Source organism: Chitinophagales bacterium (assembly GCA_013816805.1).
Classification (GTDB): domain Bacteria; phylum Bacteroidota; class Bacteroidia; order Chitinophagales; family UBA10324; genus MGR-bin340.
This window is the reverse complement of sequence record JACDDS010000001.1, coordinates 400,118-417,149: the sequence shown is the minus strand read 5'-3', so window position 1 is coordinate 417,149 and position 17,032 is coordinate 400,118. Positions and strand designations below refer to the sequence as shown.

Below are 17,032 nucleotides of genomic sequence, written 5' to 3'. Positions count from 1 at the left end.
TTTGAAGTGCAAATTTGATTGCCCCAAAATTGATCACTTCGTGACTTTTTTGGGGATTTTTCTTTGCACATACTACTGTGGAATCTTTGCCAAGTACGCATTCTGCATTTTCGGGAATACCCTAATATATTCACACATTTAACTAAAGTGTCGAGGGGCAAATAAATTTAGAAAACACATGAGGTAATACGAACAATACGGAAAAAATATGGTTTGATTTTTTTGTTAATCATAACATCGTCGCAAGAATTTCTCTATTTGTCCATTTTACAGGCGGAATTTCGGTATATTGTTCAAGGGTTTCTGTGTATCTATAAAGCTTATCTTCCTTATACCCCGTTGAAATATCATTTATCAATGCTATTTTTTTATCAATATATTGATTGAAAGGCGAATTAGATGCTATTTCGAAATCCACGATAGCTCGTGAAAAATTGCTCATGAAGAAAGATAGTTGCGACCCTGTTATATACTTAATCAATTTGAGCCTTTGCCCATTCTCTACAACGGCATTAAACGTAACGTTTTTATAATCGTCCCCTAAAGAACGTTTAAAACGTAAATGATTAATTGGAACAACGCCTGAAATAAAGCTATTAGCCATTTTACTAAAATTTTCCCTTTCTGCCTTTTCGGCTGGATCCTCAAATTGAATTTGGCTAATACTTGCTACGGCTGACAGAAAACTACCTATATCGTAAACCAAATTTGGAATTAGGTCTATATTATCTGTTGATTTATAGTAGAAAATCTGTCCATTTCTTTGTTGTTGTCTTTTAATTTCATAGATGGATTCATAATGAGTAAATATCCGGGTCATAATATCATCTTCAATATCTATAGGATTATCATACTCCCCTGAAACTAACCACCCACCATCAGTCACAATAATTTTGTCCTCCCTTTCTGTTATGAAAATTGAAATAAATTTGAAGTTTGTAGTCGAAAAAGGCGTTATTACTTCTAAAGTCTGTCCCCTTTCCTTAAAGCTCCACAGAGAACAGAAGGAATCTTTCACATGCTTGAATATCCCATCCGTATTCATATGTTGAAATGTATATTTTCTAAAAAATCTCTCTCCGGGCTGTCTTTAAAATCTAAATCTAATTGGTTTGATGATCCAACTAATGATATTTCGCTTAAGTCGTCCTCTTTATAGCGAATGTTTCCTTCATAACAGAAATGAGCAAAGCCTAAATTAATATCATTCTGTATCGCTTTCGCTTCGTTTTCATTTTTCAATTGACTTGTTTTATATGCTATTACTCGACCATGTTCATTAAATTTATTAAAATGAGGCGTAGTTACTTGCTGAATTTTTAATGGAAATTTTGAATTTCTATGTGCTGCTCCATCAGAATCCAACCTAAACAAAGGTTCATCAGAAAATTGCTTAGCTCTGAATTGAAACTTAAACGCTTTCCCATCAGCTGCATTACATTCAATCATTAGATCAATATCATTTGAAACCCAATCAGCTATTAATTTCGATTCTTTATACAATTTATCTGGCCTGCTATTTTTTTTATCGCATACAACAATTGTCCTATCTAATGAATTTTTACGCTCTTCAATAAACTGCAAATATTTTATATAATCTGTAGCTACTGCCGTATTTATTTTACTCATAGTCAATATAAATATTAATCATAAATATAAGGTCAAAAAGATATTTTGCAAGTAACGGTTATAACGGTACCAAATTCATCCCTATAAATTTACTGCCTCATTTAATTGTAATTAGCGATCCTTAGTGTTAGCAACTTCAAAAGGTCTTGAGTGAAGGAAGGGGCTTGCTTTCTTTTGGTAAAACTTTTTCTTTATTTCAAAAGAAAAGTTTTTTTTGCACAGAAATGACCCTTTGTCAGGGTTGCCATTTCTGTCAGCAATTTAGGAGGCGCGGCGTATAAACTGAATCACTAACTCGTCACTTTTTTCAACTCTTATAATCCGGTAGTGATCTCCAATTTCACAGAATTCTCTAAGCCATTTACCGCTAATCCGCAAAGCGGGAAATGTTTGCTCTCCTCTTACCCTTGGCTCGTGAACTCTGCTTACTACTTTAAGCGGCTTTCTTTTTCCCATTGCGTTTCTTCCTTTTGATGTCTACTACTTCCGCGGGTTGTCCGTTGCTGGTCGGTTCAACCTGTAAATTTGAAAACACAAAAGCAATAGGGAAAAATGAATATTCGTCTCCGGTTTCGTCCTGCTGTTTCCTTACAGGCCGTGACCAAAGTAATAAAGCATGTTCGCCACGTCTTACGCTGTAGCCGTCACGCTTCCAGGCGGCAAAGCTTTGTAACTCATCATGCCCTTGCTCCTGGTAGATGGAAACCAAACCCTCGTTTATAGTATCTATTGCGCCCTCCTTTTTAAGTATGGATAATCCGGAACTAAGCTGTTTCAGCCGTTGCCGTTTTTCTTGAATTGTCTCTTTTTTCATGAGTTTAGATTTAAGGGTGCGAGCTGTCACCATCGCACCCAGTGGAAAAATGTCAACAGGAAAATTCATTGATCTGAAGATTCAGCTTTTGGATTTCTTCGTCACAAGCTGCAATGATGGTCTTTTGTACTTTCTTCATCAGATCAGGATCAGAAGAAGCAAACCGTTTCCGGTTAGTGTCCTCAAAAGTGAGTGAACCGGAATCATCCTCGTTTTTCAAAATGAAATTTTCAAGGTTGGCTTTTGCTTGGGCTACTTCCGTCCTTCTCCGGATTTTTTGCCCGATTCCGATAATGTGCTGAATCTTGTTTTCTGTGTTATTAATCTTAACCTCTGGCTTAATTGCAACCACCTTTGCAGGTTCGGGGGCCTTAGTTTCTTGCACTTCAACGGTTGTAAGGTCGACACCGTTAATTTTTGGATTTACTGTATTTCCGTCATTTTTTGCGGTTACAGCTAAAGCAGTTTTTTGCATGATGAAAATGGGTTTAATTGTTAGAAAATGAATGAGTTATGTTGTTTTTAACAACATATAAATATACAAAACTAAACCTCCTTTTGCAAGTATTTAGCAAACTATTTTTAGCACGAAACATTCTTTTTCTACCTCATTATCAATCAGTTATGATGGTACAACCATAAAAGTTCAAATTGCGGACAATTAACAGCGTAATATGTAATAGAAAGTAATTCAACAAATTATGTCGTATACTGCCGTTTTTTTGCGGCAGTTTCTCAAAGAAAAGCACGCCCCGCCCTATCCGTGATTGCAATTGCAAGAGGTTATTTTACCATGATATATGCTGTGCAATACAATACACACCATATGGTATAATACAATAGCTCTAATAGTGCGCTACAGCGATGCCCCTACTGTTGGTAATCCTTTATCACTAATGATTACACCCCTTGTATCGGATAAGGATAGATGTTAGCAACTGAATATTCAGTATTAGTTATAAAATCTAAAAACCCTAAAGCTATAAATGGAATCAAAATCTTGCCGGAGATTTAGCAATTGCAATGGAGATGTTGCAAGAATAATAAAACGAATCAAATTTTGTAGCGCCCTCACCGGTGATTAGCCGGATGCTGCTATCTGTTTGATTCGTTTTACATGAGAGCTGATAAAATTAATAAATCCTATTGTGGCCACGAAACAAATCATAAAACTTATTTCTCAATCATCAATTGAAGTAGTACGTTTCGAAATCGCCTTATATTAGGTCTCGTTAAGGGTAATGAAAATATATTTCACCTATTATGATTTCAGTATGTTTTTGCATCGAATTAAAGAATACACAAAGCCGATAAAAGGTGGGCTTAAGAAATTTCTAAAATATCTATGCGCTATTGCTCTGCCTGCATTGATTTTACCAATCTTGATCCATAAAATAATATCTAAAATGGATAATAGAAATGAAGAACAACGGCAGTTAAATAACTTACAGAATGATTATATTTATGCAACTGATCTGTATAATAAACTTTTGTATAATTCTGCATTGATTCAGTATGAAAAAATGCTTACCAACTCATATTTAGAGCACAATCAAGAACTTTACTTTAAGACTAAAGTTCAGAATGAACTCTGTTTAATTAATATTTCAACATCAAGTAACAATAATCGGAAAGAGATTCAAGCGGCTATAGATTATTTTTTGAGTTTAGAGAGTTTAATTCCTACCAATGCGAATGACACACTTTTTGCATACTATTATGAAAAGATAGGCAATGAATTTTTAGTTTTAGCTCAATTAAGTGATGAAAAGAACAATTTAAATACTTCAATTACATACTTTAGAAGAGCTAAAAAATTACAAGCTTACGATACCCTATCATTTGAATATGGTTCTCTGTGTACCTCAATTGGAACATACTATTCAATGGTGTACGAACTGAATGATGAAGGGAAATATACAGATACGGCAACATATTATTTCAGAAAGGGATGGGGCATATTAAGAGATATCCACAGTAAAGTTTGCCCTGCTTTTTACTTTAATGCTGGGAATGTTTTTCGAAATCATTTCGAATTTTATCATGATAAAAAAAGTATCGAATCTGCAATAAGTATTTTTAAAAATGCACTTAAGATTTTTAAGTTTGAAGACTATCCCAATGAATATGCACAGATTCTAAATAATTTTAACACCGCATACATCGCTTTAGCAGAAATTGATTCTCCTATTTTTAATTTACATAATGCCATTGATTATTCAACGAATGCATTGGCAATTCACCAGAAATATAATGATTCTATAAATATATTATGGGATTTATTCAATACAGCTGTTGCATACTACAATCTTTCATCGCATATGGATAAGAGAAATAATATCAATATTGGAATTAATCTTTGCAACCAATCACTGCAGAATCGGCGTGACAATCTTTTTTGGAAGATCTTAAACTCCTCATTCCTTCAAAATCTTTTCCGTAACCTCCCCGATCCGTTTTTGCTTTTAATAAATAAACACCTGCGGGCTGATCGTGCAAATCAATAGAAACATGAATAAAACCATTAACCGGCTGCACGGTAGTTCTGTAAATTAAATTTCCTATAGTATTATAGATATTGATTAGGGTTTGACTATTGACTCCTGTAATACTTAATTGAGTTTTTTGATAACGATTTAAATTATTTGATCTATTTAACTTTTTCTTCTTTACAAGCACCAATAATCAAAAAGGCCCTATAACTTCCTATGCTCAGAATATTGTACTTGACTGAATTCTTTTAGTAAGAAAAGTTGAGGAATTTGTATAATATCTTATTAAACCTATAAGAATTATATATGTCATAGGTCTAATTTTAGAAATTATTCTTACCAATGTTTTTTAAACAATCCATATCTGCCTATGAAACTTTTCTCCACTATTGTCATCCTTTTCTTAAGCGTGCTTTTTTCAAAAGCCCAAACAAAAATCCTGGACAGCTCAATCGATTGGCCATCCGGCAACCTCACCGTATTTCTCTCAGATAGCCTTCCGGTGCAATCGGTGCAGGTACTGATCGGATCACAGCCTGACAGCAGTGATCTATCTAACCAAACCTTCACCTTAGGAACTAACCTCACCGAAGCAGATAACATGCTGGTTCTTCCAATTGGAAGCTTTTCGCATGGTGACTACTACATGGATATTTTGGTTACCGTCGAAGGGAATACTGTAGATGAGATGGAATATAAGGCGACTTATTCCAACTGATCAAGTTATATTCTCTCTTTCTTCTTTTCTTCTCCATCTTTCCCATTAAGTTTAACTTATCCTCCATGAAAAAATTATTACTGTCCTCTGTATTCCTTGCCATACTTTGCACCATTGCTTTTCATTCCTCTGCTCAAAAGAACTTCTACTGGAAGCCACAAGGAACTTCCACCAGCATGAAGGATAAGAACAACTACAGAGATTCACTCTGTAATGGTGCAGTGGCATCTCGTGTTCCCCGGTCCAACGATACGATCATCTTTAATAACTGCTCAGGTGCCAGTGCTACCCTGGATTCAAACATGACCGTTGGTAAAATAACCATGACCTCTGCATACACCGGCACCGTTTCCTTGAATACCGGTAAGACGCTCACCTTTGATATCGGTAGCTTCAAAGGTGGCACCTTCAGTGGTGGCAGCGCTACCATCAACTGCAACAGCTCATTTACCATTGATGGCACTGCTTTCACCAGCACCTCGGGCACCATGACCTTAGCAGGGGACGTCACCCTCAAGACAGGCAGCTTCACGCACAACAGTGGTAAAGTTGTTTTCAAAAGAGCTTCGAACACCACGACGATTATCAATTCATCAGCCAACACCAGCCGCTACATCTTATACGATGCAGAATTCACTGCTCCGTCACAGACCACACAGTTCACTATTAAGAACATTACCCTTGAGGTGGATCATAAGCTGACGTTGTCAGGAAGCAATCAACTCTTCCTGAACACCCCCACAAGCTCCACTATTGAAGTACCGGGTAATATTCTAAGTTCAAATACAGCATCCGTTGGAGGTGGAACAGTCACTATCATTGTTAACGGTACAGGTTCCCAAACTATTAATGATAACCAGGGAAGCAGCATCTCGGGGAAGCTCCCTAATATTCAGTTTAATAAAACAGGAGGTACGGTAACCTTAATGGGGCGAATAGGTATGGGTGGAAGCACTATGTGGGAGTATATAGCCGGAACCGTAAACGAAGGAACCTCACGGGTCATGTGCTACTACAATAACACCTTAAAGAATAGCTCATCCGGCACCATGAAGTTCTATGACCTTGAAATGTTCGGTTTGGGAGGAGTGCATATTATTTCCGGTACGGTACAAGTAGCTGACACCTTCGTTACCTCACAAAGTGCAGACTGTATCATTAATGGCGGAACTCTTAAAATATTGAAGGATATTAAATGGAACAATACGTCATTAACTTCCATAGGGAATACAACTTTCAAATTTACCGGTACAAATAATCAAGCCATCTACGGTGCAGTATCACCACAGTTGTATAAGATGGTGGTGGATAAAAATGGGGGACAGATAACGTTACAAAAAGCAATATCTGTTTCCAATAATTTAGATTTAGTCAATGGGTATATTATTACCGATACAACAAATGTCCTAACGCTTAGAAGTGGAGCAACAGCAACCAGTGTTTCCAATAGTAGCTTTGTTAAAGGACCTGTTATCAAGATTGGAAACACGGCATTTACTTTTCCGGTAGGGAAAGGAAGTGTCTATAAACCGATTGCCATTACTGCACCATCATTGGCTACTGATGCGTTTAGAGCGGAATACTTTAATAGTGCACAAACATTAGGAAGCACAAAAGATTCTCTGACGTATGTCAGTAGCTGTGAATACTGGAATACAAAAAGAATGATTGGAAGCAGCAACGTGAAGCTTACCCTTTATTGGGCTGCAACAACTTGCGATATCTATACACTTTCTACACTAAAGATTGGCAGATGGGATGGAACGAAATGGCACAATACGGGTGCGGTGACGACAACGGGGACAACTACAACAGGCAGCGTCCAAAATTCTACAAATCAAAATGCATTTGGATATTTTACTATTTCAAAGAAATCACCTGTAGTATATGCACATGCGGGAACGGATACTACATTCTGTACCGGAGGATCAAAAACTCTTGGCGGAAATCCGGCAGGCTCAGGGGGTGTGGGTACGCTTAATTATCTGTGGTCACCCTCCACAGGGCTTAACGATACAGCCATTACCCATCCTATTGCTTCGCCTATTCAAACAACCTTATATATCTTAACTGTGACAGACTTAGACCATACGACTGCCACTGACACAGCTAATATTACTATAAAAGTAAAACCTCAGGTAGACGCTGGAGCAGACCGTATTCTTTGCGCTGGACATTCAACCACAATCGGCGGAGGTCCTACAGGAACTGAAGTTACATCTCCTTTTACGGTTGATTGGAAAGTAGGAGCAACAACAATTTCCACTTTACCAAATCCTTCAGTTTCTCCCACCAGCACAACATCATACATTCTGACGATAACCAACTCCAATGGATGCAATACAAAGGACACAGTAGTTGTTAAAGTAGACCCTGCTTTAAACATAAATGCAGGAAGAGATACTATTCTTAGCATCGGCTATACCTCCTTAACTCTTGGTGGAAGCCCAACGGTTTCAGGAGGAACTAGTCCTTACGCGTATTCCTGGCTTCCTTATGATCACCTTAGTTCAGGTACGGCAGCAAATCCTACCACCTCTTACCAGTTTACCAATTCTTATAGCCTTTCTGTTGTAGATAGCGTGGGTTGTACTGCTCTTGATGATATTATAATAGGGGTACAGCCTCCGGCAATCAATAAAAGTTCACTTTATGGACTTCTTTCGGGACAAAGGGTGAATACGGTGGACAGCATTAAGGTAATAGGGAGGGCCGGAGCAAAATTATCCGTATCATCCAATGTAACAGCTACCGGAGGTGTATACACCAGTAATTCAACTGTAGATTCAGCTATCACCGACTTGGACTCGGTTATAGCCAGGTATAAACGATTGCCGGCCACTACCATTCCAAGTGTTTTAAGTCATAAATCTTATTCAGGCGGTGTTTATAAAGTGGACAGCACGGCATGGTTGGATGACACATTAACTCTTACCGGCAATAGCAGTTCTTATTTTATTTTTATAATAAGGGATTCATTGGTGCTGCATTCCGGAGCCTGGGTGAGAAACCTTTCTGGCTATCCTGAACACGTGTTTTTTATCATCGGAAAAAAATGTAAAGTTCATGGACAAACAAATATGGAAGGAAATATTATTGCCCAGGATAGTATAAAAGGCGATAGCCTTTCAGGTAAGTCTGCATTGATGACCGATAAATCTATAACTATGAATTTCGTGGAAGGATTTACTCTTCCATCTTCAGGTAATTTATCATACGTTCCAAGCTCATACGTTGGGATTACGGTATCGTCTTTGACACATGAACTGGATAAAGATAATGACGGTAAAGAGGATTGGTTCGGATACAATACTGAAAATACCAAGGGCATCAACGATGATGTAATTCTCAAAACCCCAATTATGGAGGGTGGAATGACATTTCTTTAATTACAAATATACCCAAGCTTAACAGCACCGTTTTTCGCCTGCACAGTGGCGAAGGTTTCTGGGATTGGAATAAAGGCTGGTACTATGAACCGGAAATCTATTCATATGAAAATACCAATTCAAATTTTAAAACACCCCTTAACCTCCCCAAAAATATCAGATGTGTTGACCCAGATTTATTTGCGCCTAAACCAGATGTGATCGATAACCGCCTGACAGACATCAAATTTTCATTGGACGGAAATAATGCGGATGCTTTATTTGTATTCAATATGCTGTATTCAACCTATGATTATGATAGCAAAGAGCTTTCTTTCGCAAAGGATTTGAAGCTGAACATTAAGTATGTTGAGCTTGGAAATGAAATCTATCTTGGCGGGCATAACAAAACATGGTGCACTTATCCAAATGCTACTGATTATCTAAACGCCGCGAATGAATACTTAGACAAACTTCATGCTGATCCTGATTTTACAAATGTGCATGTGAGCGTGGTTGCAGCTTCCTCTGGTATTGAAGATGGCGATATGGCTGGTGTTGATCTTAATACCGATGGTAAGGATTGCAGAGAGAATACCTGGAATGCACTTCTTGATCTGCCTAAAAAAGGTACTCAGACCGGCAGGCTACACCTGAACTCAGGTGATGCATTAAGCTTTCATAATTACCCTACCGATAATATTCAGAATACCTTTCCCTTAGTTTCCGATTTACCGGCTATTCTTAGTCAGCCCTTTGAAAGCGTAACTAAGTATTTCAGGTCCAATAGCATAAAAGTTATACCAAGCGGTGTGGAAGCATGGATAACTGAATACAATATGAAATCCAGCCATGATGTACCAGGGAGCTGGGCTCATGGTTTGTTTATGGCTGCCCTTACATTGCAATATTTAGAGTTTGAACCTATATCACACGTATATGCTCAAACAATGGCGCAGGATGCTCCGCAAGGATCTTTCTTCACTGACATAAATGGTTTTAATTATTCGGATAGATTTTCCGGAATCACAACTTTTGCGTGGCAATTAACAGCAACTGGAAATTGCTTAAAATTAATCGGTGAAGCTTTAAAAGATAATGCACTCGCTTCAAAATTAACTTTCAATTCACAAAGCTTCATTTCAAATACAACCGATCCGACCTTGTATGGATGGAACTTTAGCAATTCCGGTAATTCCTTAGAACAATCAATTATTTTAAATCTGGGTTCAGCTGGTCAATGGATCAGACCTTTTGATTTGGGATGGACAGGATCAGCAGGGTATGAGCAAATTAGTCTTCCTCAGAGTATTCCTGGACAAGCAAGTCAAGATTATTTAAACCCTATATGCTATATTCTTGGTAATGATGATGTATCATATTTTTGGCAAACCACAACTAGTCAACATATTAGCGGGACAGAAGCTGGAAATAGTAAAAAAGGAGATGGGGCATTTCCCATTCTTAATCACATCTATCCTAAAAAATTCTCTTCAAATCTAACAGATTTGGTCTTCGTATACTTACCACCATATTCTGTAACCCGTCTTTATAAAATTGCCACACAGTTAACATTAAACTGTAATGTTCCTAATAACCCGTGCGATCATCAAATTCTAAGTCAACTGGGTTCACCAGTGAAAGGAACTACGGCTAATCTTTCTGTGAGCGGAGCATCTACTTACGATTGGAAGATAAATGGAACTAATACACCGGGTTCTACCGAATCGTTCTTGAGCAGCTATACAGGAAATAATGTAACATTTATACCACAAACGACAAGCACTGCAAACGTAACGGTAACCGGCGATGGTGACCCTAACAAGGTACAAACCTGCACTATTCATGTAAATACGCCCCCTGGTGTTTCAGTTTCTCCAACTTCTGGAACCTATAATTTATCAAATGGTCAGGGTAAAAAGCTACAGGCAAGCGGTCCTTCCAACACCTCTTTTTGGTGGTCGCCCACCTTGGGTCTTTATGATAATATTACAGCAGGAAACAGTACTATTGAAGGTGATAAAGTATATGCAAGGCCTAATGAATATACCACCTATCTCACAGCCGAAGATGGTGATGATTACAAGCATATCTTTATTTATCCATATATGCAATATACTCTAACTGGTATCGATGGCAGCGGTTGCTTTAGCCTTGCCACTTCTAATATCAGCAGGTCTGATGATGAGATATTAGACCCGGAGTATGACTCAGGAATGGATTATTTCTGCAGCGGAAATCCTATTATTGTAACTGCACATTCGCCTTTAAACAGTAACCCTGTGTATACATGGTTCAATGTTAATGGAGACAAGATACAGTTGGCCTCCGGGACAAGTAACACTCTAAACCTGGGTGCTTCAGATGCCAATTACCCATCAGATTCAATGATTTTGCTGGTAGAGATAACAGACGATCAAAACGTAACAGTACGATCGACTGTTCCAATACGAATTTACCCCCGTGTCTCAATTGTGCCTCCTCCGGAACTAACGGTTTGCGAAGGAGATAAGGCAGATCTCCATGCTATAGCTGCAGATCATAAAAATGGTCAATTTGACGGCGATTACAAGTGGTATAAGGGAAGTACCGTGATAATTGGTGCAACCCAAAATGTTCTCAATAATATCACCCCTAGTAGTGATGATGTCAACGGTGAGATAACATATAAATGCAAGGTGACCTCGGCAAATTTATGCTCAGGCAGTACGAATGAAGCATCGATTACCTTTACAGTTAACGGCTCTGCCCCAACTGTCAGTTTTGAGGATCAGGGTGGAGATCACATTTCTATTCTTAGTGGAGAATGCGCTCAGATAAAATTGACAGCAGGCAGCAACGAATATTATGAATGGACACCGGGTGTTTACCTTCAGGACCTCACCGGCACTTCAGTGATTACTGAATCACTGATCAATCCTGATTGCTCAGCGGAAGGTACTGATCCGTATGAGTACGAGCTATATATAAACAGCGTTAAAATAACATCCAATAATGAGAATGGTTGCTGCGCACAGACACCCGTTTATGTAGAAGTATCGTGTCATACTTGGTGTGCTGATTGTACTGAAGAGACCTATACCAGTCCATTAGGATTGCCATTTTCGTTTTCAAAGCTATTAACTGCTGAACAGCTTACGGATTATACCCTTCAATGGCAGAAAAACGGGGTGGATATAAGCGGCGCAACAGGCTCTTCTTACACAGTGACGTATCCCGGTTATCCGTTAGCCACTGATACCTTCAGATGCAAGTACTATAATCAAGATTTGAATTGTACGTTTTACAGCGAAAAAGAATTTTTTACTTATACAAATGGCGACTTTGGTCATGAGGATTTTAAAGTTTCAAATTCAGGGTATGCACATATTTCTGATAACCACAAGTACGATGTAACTGTTTTTCCCAATCCGACGTCCGAATCATTCAATGTAACCATTAAAAAGACCGCGGGTGATATTTCAGATGGAGGAGCCACCCTGCAATTGTTTGATCCCTTTGGCAGGCTACTCACTGTAGCAACTCAATCGATGAGCAATTACTTATCTGCTATCATAAGTATGGATAAGAATCTAATGTGTGGCAACTATCTGCTCAGGGTTATTTTAAACGATGATGTAATTGTTAAAACAATCGTTAAAACAAAATGAAAAAACTTTTTTTCTTAATTATACCGATGTTTCTATCGTTCCATTTAAGTGCGCAGGTATGGTTTTCATTGGAAACTGGTGTTCGCCCCGAAGACTCAGATGGAATTGTTACAGTAAATACATTGAGCGTTGATACTATCAATGACTTATTGTATGTTGGTGGTTTATTTTATTATGCAGGGGATTCGGTTTCCCGAAACCTTGCCATATGGGACGGCAATAAATGGCTGAGCACTGAAGATGACGGTGAGTTTGCTGCCAATGAGGTAACGGCATCTATCATGATGCATGATACTTTGTTACTTGCCTCCGGCAAAGGGCTAAAGCGTTATGTAAACCATCATTTCATTCAGGATGTACCTACGGTAGGTGATATTGTAAATGCATTCTGTGTCTATCATGATACACTTTATGCCGGAGAAGAATCCGGAGCAGGCATTAGTAAATGGAATGGTCAATATTGGCAAGCAGTAGGAGGTGGAATAAACGGACCTATTCCAGGTGAAGTAAATGCCTTAGGTATTTATCAGGACCAATTAATTATAGGTGGTTTATTCAAATCTGTTGGCGATTCCAGTTTTAATAATATTGCCGCGTGGAATGGTTCTTCATGGGATGATTTGAATGGCGGAACAAAATATAGTAAGTCTCAATATGATGGAAATGTTTTCTCTATCGGTCTTTATAATAGCAATCTTGTAATAAGTGGAAATTTTGATACCGCAGGAGGGGTATATTGTCAAATGTTTGCAGAGTGGAATGGTAAGAACTGGGCTCCAATGAACGATGAGGAAATTTGTGGTGTAGCATACGATTTGAAATCGAAGGATAGTCTATTATATGCAGCTGGGGATATGTATAAAGGAACTTCATGTTTCGTGAATAGGGAAGCTACATGGGATGGAAATAATTGGCATGATCTAAACTTTACTGATGGAGGGATTGCATTTTCACAAGCATTTTTTAAACATCAACTTTACGTGGGAGGAATTATAGATTTTTACTCGACCGACGGTGAAGAAATTAAAGGAATAGGAAGGCTAAATTATGCTACTAATGTTAATACCGTAAGGAAGCTAATAGAAGTAAAAATAAATCCAAATCCTTCAACTAACTATTTCAATCTTAACTATAATATCAACCAAGCCTCGCTGCTTTATATTATAGATCAATACGGAAGAACCATAAAAACTTGTACCCTGTCTCCAGCATCAAAAGACTTAAAAATTGATGTACATGATCTCGCACAAGGCTTGTATTTAATTACGTTGCAAAATTCGAATGAAAGATTTAGTGAAAAGATGGTGATACAACGATAGCGGAACAGCCACCCTGCAATTGTTTGATCCCTATGGGGAGGCTACTCACCGTAGCGTTATTGCCTGATGGCTTTTACTACACCGTAGTAAAAGTTATTACTTCCACATCCGATAGATAATAGGAGGTGTGGCAAGGCAAATCTTCAATTTAAGTTATGGCGATTATCATTTGTATAATTGATTTGCCTTATAGGTAAACATACTTTGTTTTGCCTCCACTTTCCTTTCATCCTTTAATAATGGTTCTATCCAATCATGCATTTCGTCTATGGTATTAAAGGCAGGGAACGGATTGTTGTCGAAAGGACTATTCATGGCATATGCTGAAAAAAAAGCATCGCAACTCCTCCTTGGATGAAACCATAAGTAGCTTTGCTGTAAAGAATCTATCGATCGATAATGCGTTTTATAAAAAAAGTGATGCCAACTATTCTCAATTTCAGTCTTGGATTTAATATCAATAATTTCAATTTCAGAAAATACTCTGGACTTGTTAGCCTTTATCGCTTCCAACATCAGATTCTTTGCTTCAATATCAGATTCCGGAGCACTGTATCCATAAATTGTTATGAATAATGCCTGACTTAAATATCCTTTCAATTGTTTCCATTCTCTGTTGATGGATTCATCTTCAGTATAGTCCTTTTTATGAATTGGATATAAAAGTTTCAGTGGTTGAAAAGGTTTGTAACAACGATGGCAGATTTGATTGTATTTATAGCCACTAATATGGCAATCTGGACAAATACCAACTGCAACATTTCCATGTAGAAAAATCACATTAGGTAATCTTTTTTTTATTTTATGATGTCTGCGTAAACATTGTAACAAAAGCGGATCCCAGTTAACGGTTGCAATAATATCTTTTTCTCTTAATGAAAGAATAAGATAATCATAAAGAGTAGGCGTATCAGGAATTCTAAGATTATAAAAATACTGATATAGTATATCATCAATATCGGTCTTTATCCTGGAGAGCGAGGGATTTATTGAAATTCCGTTATACAGTTCCTCAAAATCATTCAATAAGAGATAATATTCTTGAGGTAAGATTTTATCAAGATTAAGTAACTTAACAAGAGATTGCATCAAAGGCAATTCATAACCTTTTTTATCCCCGTTTGGAAAGGCTGCGACACTTGCACCTGCACCAAGAATAACAACGTGAGGTGATAAACTCACATTATTTTGTGTAGGAGGAATCACATCCTTTTGAAATCCAGATTCAAGCAAGAGTGAAATTATGAGGTGAGCGATTGAATCATTTATTAAATTAAAAATAATTCAAACTACTTCTTTGTACGGGGGTAAAACAAAATGACAATTATTGACTGATAGATAAAAACTGCGAAATACACGCCACTGGCTGCTTTGAAAGAAAAACGGCTTTTTGAAATTTAAAACGAAAGGCACACAATTAATTACCATTTAACCCTCGGTTAATTAGCATTTGAAGGTTATTTAATGACTAAAAACGGCGATTAGATGCCATTTTACCCGCAATTTTATGGTTCATCATTCTGAACGCTGGTAATATTTCCCTGCTCATCAAAAAAGAACACTTGTTTTACTAATATTTTACCACCAAAGGCATTTTTGGCCCGGTATGTATGCCATGCCTCAAAACCCTGGTTATTTGGCAGATGTACTACACTCCCCCACTTCACCGGTCATAACTATCATAATCATTCAAATGCTCTTTTAAGTAGCTTTTTATCTGTGAAACTGACCCATCCTAGTCACTATTGTAAACAACGTCATGGTTACCTGGCACTGAAGCTTTATGATTTGTAGAATCGTCGCTGGTGCACGTTTTAATCATCACAATAAGAACCAAAAAGAAACATGCTATTATAACAACGCTACACCCTTGAGATAACGGGCGTTCCTTTGCCGGCACCATACTTCTTTCCTGCTTTGAAAGCTTTTTATAATCCGACAATTTCATTCGCATAGAAAAACTCCATTTGAAATTATTAAAAACTCACATTAATTATTTTAAACTTGTCGAAACTACCGCCTCCATTAATTTCTGATTCGGAACACATTCTGTATAATCAGAAGAGATTTTTGCTTTATCTCCAAACCCCAGTTCTCCAAGTCTTGTATCAAGAGTTTTTAGATCAGATAAATTATGTAAAATCATTTCAATAATCATTCTTGAAACAATAGCCTTAGTGTAATCATAATACTGATTTAACCTAGCATATGGATTACGGTCAACATTTGAATGAACTATATCAGAACGGGTGTCATAAATCTTTTTAACATTTCCAAGAATCAGAACTGACTGATCATATTTACCACCGCATAATACCGCAATATTTCTTCTTAATTTATAAGATACTTGTTCACTTCCCTGTACTATTCCTTCTAATGCAATACACAAACTAACGAACGAAAGTGTGTAATCATAAGACTGAACTCTCCATGAGCTTTCATAAAAACTAAGAGCGAGCTGAACATATTTCAATTTTGGTTTTCTTTCTTTATACAACTTCAAGAATATATTCACTTCATCAATCTGCAAGTATTGTATATTAATAAAATTGATATACATATTCTCCATTTCTCCAATTGGATGAAATGGTATTATTGAATATGAGTTTGAATGAATGTATTTATGATCGTAGACTTGAATATTTATGATATTTTTTACGGAAATTTCTGAAGGGAAAATTAAAAGGAGGGCTAACCGTATGTCATGAATGTCTTCCTCTGAAGGTAATGTTTCAAGAGAAAGAGGGACAAGTACATTAAGATTGTCTTTGCCCAAAAAATCTTTATCTCCATCTGCGGATTCATTACATGCAGAATTGATATTGCGCCATGTTAATTCGTACCAGTCGCTGTCTTTAGAATAAAGATGAATATATTCTTGAAATTTCGAACTATTGATATGAAAGCACTTGCATCCCCAGGGAGAAAAATCAATAGATGAAAGATCAGATACACTGCCCACAAGAACACCAATGTGGCCATTAGTTATGGTAGGGGTTCCTTTAGTTTCGGTTTTCATTATGAGAAACCTAATTTAAACCC

12 protein-coding genes are annotated in these 17,032 nt (G+C 37.4%); 4 read left to right on the top strand and 8 right to left on the bottom strand.

What is annotated here, in order from left to right; translation table 11 throughout:
- Positions 1-229 precede the first annotated feature (229 nt).
- From H0W62_01865 to H0W62_01845, 5 genes are all read right to left on the bottom strand, one after another.
- On the bottom strand, positions 230-1,045 hold the full coding sequence (locus H0W62_01865; protein ID MBA3647288.1) for a hypothetical protein: 816 nt from the start codon (positions 1,043-1,045) through the stop codon (positions 230-232).
- Complete coding sequence (locus H0W62_01860) at positions 1,042-1,629, bottom strand: hypothetical protein (protein ID MBA3647287.1); 588 nt, start codon at positions 1,627-1,629, stop codon at positions 1,042-1,044. The genes H0W62_01865 and H0W62_01860 overlap by 4 nt, the downstream gene beginning before the upstream one ends.
- A 433-nt stretch (positions 1,630-2,062) precedes the next feature.
- The gene (locus H0W62_01855) at positions 2,063-2,443 is read right to left on the bottom strand and encodes a hypothetical protein (GenBank protein MBA3647286.1); all 381 of its coding nucleotides are present in this window, start codon (positions 2,441-2,443) and stop codon (positions 2,063-2,065) included.
- 52 nt (positions 2,444-2,495) lie between these two features.
- A complete protein-coding gene (locus H0W62_01850; protein MBA3647285.1) occupies positions 2,496-2,918 on the bottom strand; it encodes a hypothetical protein in 423 nt (140 codons plus the stop codon).
- A gap of 1,877 nt (positions 2,919-4,795) precedes the next feature.
- Complete coding sequence (locus tag H0W62_01845; GenBank protein MBA3647284.1) at positions 4,796-5,122, bottom strand: T9SS type A sorting domain-containing protein; 327 nt, start codon at positions 5,120-5,122, stop codon at positions 4,796-4,798.
- 183 nt (positions 5,123-5,305) lie between these two features.
- Here H0W62_01845 and H0W62_01840 point away from each other — a divergent pair, with 183 nt between their 5' ends.
- The 4 genes from H0W62_01840 to H0W62_01825 all read left to right on the top strand — a co-directional run bounded on the left by H0W62_01840 (position 5,306) and on the right by H0W62_01825 (position 13,990).
- On the top strand, positions 5,306-5,653 hold the full coding sequence (locus tag H0W62_01840; GenBank protein ID MBA3647283.1) for a hypothetical protein: 348 nt from the start codon (positions 5,306-5,308) through the stop codon (positions 5,651-5,653).
- A gap of 65 nt (positions 5,654-5,718) precedes the next feature.
- Positions 5,719-9,042 carry a hypothetical protein gene (locus tag H0W62_01835; GenBank protein ID MBA3647282.1) on the top strand — a complete coding sequence of 1,108 codons (3,324 nt, stop codon included), beginning with the start codon at positions 5,719-5,721 and terminating at the stop codon, positions 9,040-9,042.
- Positions 9,043-9,239: 197 nt separating this feature from the next.
- Positions 9,240-12,671 (top strand): T9SS type A sorting domain-containing protein, encoded by a 3,432-nt coding sequence (locus tag H0W62_01830; protein MBA3647281.1) that lies wholly within the window; start codon positions 9,240-9,242, stop codon positions 12,669-12,671.
- Positions 12,668-13,990: a T9SS type A sorting domain-containing protein gene (locus tag H0W62_01825; protein ID MBA3647280.1), complete on the top strand. Its 1,323-nt coding sequence runs from the start codon at positions 12,668-12,670 to the stop codon at positions 13,988-13,990. Before H0W62_01830 ends, H0W62_01825 begins: the two co-directional genes overlap by 4 nt.
- 165 nt (positions 13,991-14,155) lie before the next feature.
- On the opposite strand, the gene H0W62_01820 is transcribed toward H0W62_01825, so the two are convergent.
- The 3 genes from H0W62_01820 to H0W62_01810 form a co-directional block, all read right to left on the bottom strand.
- Entirely contained in the window at positions 14,156-15,223 is a 1,068-nt protein-coding gene (locus tag H0W62_01820; protein ID MBA3647279.1) for a hypothetical protein, read from the bottom strand.
- A gap of 272 nt (positions 15,224-15,495) precedes the next feature.
- Entirely contained in the window at positions 15,496-15,657 is a 162-nt protein-coding gene (locus H0W62_01815; GenBank protein MBA3647278.1) for a hypothetical protein, read from the bottom strand.
- Between the two features lie 326 nt (positions 15,658-15,983).
- Complete coding sequence (locus H0W62_01810; protein MBA3647277.1) at positions 15,984-17,009, bottom strand: hypothetical protein; 1,026 nt, start codon at positions 17,007-17,009, stop codon at positions 15,984-15,986.
- Positions 17,010-17,032 lie beyond the last annotated feature (23 nt).

Excerpts from the sequence above, each read along its gene's own strand:
- H0W62_01860 (MBA3647287.1), bottom strand. The coding sequence starts at position 1,629 with ATGAGTAAAATAAATACGGCAGTAGCTACAGATTATATAAAATATTTG.
- H0W62_01840 (MBA3647283.1), top strand. The coding sequence starts at position 5,306 with ATGAAACTTTTCTCCACTATTGTCATCCTTTTCTTAAGCGTGCTTTTT.
- H0W62_01850 (MBA3647285.1), bottom strand. The coding sequence starts at position 2,918 with ATGCAAAAAACTGCTTTAGCTGTAACCGCAAAAAATGACGGAAATACA.
- H0W62_01855 (MBA3647286.1), bottom strand. The coding sequence starts at position 2,443 with ATGAAAAAAGAGACAATTCAAGAAAAACGGCAACGGCTGAAACAGCTT.
- H0W62_01825 (MBA3647280.1), top strand. The coding sequence starts at position 12,668 with ATGAAAAAACTTTTTTTCTTAATTATACCGATGTTTCTATCGTTCCAT.
- H0W62_01810 (MBA3647277.1), bottom strand. The coding sequence starts at position 17,009 with ATGAAAACCGAAACTAAAGGAACCCCTACCATAACTAATGGCCACATT.
- H0W62_01835 (MBA3647282.1), top strand. The coding sequence starts at position 5,719 with ATGAAAAAATTATTACTGTCCTCTGTATTCCTTGCCATACTTTGCACC.
- H0W62_01865 (MBA3647288.1), bottom strand. The coding sequence starts at position 1,045 with ATGAATACGGATGGGATATTCAAGCATGTGAAAGATTCCTTCTGTTCT.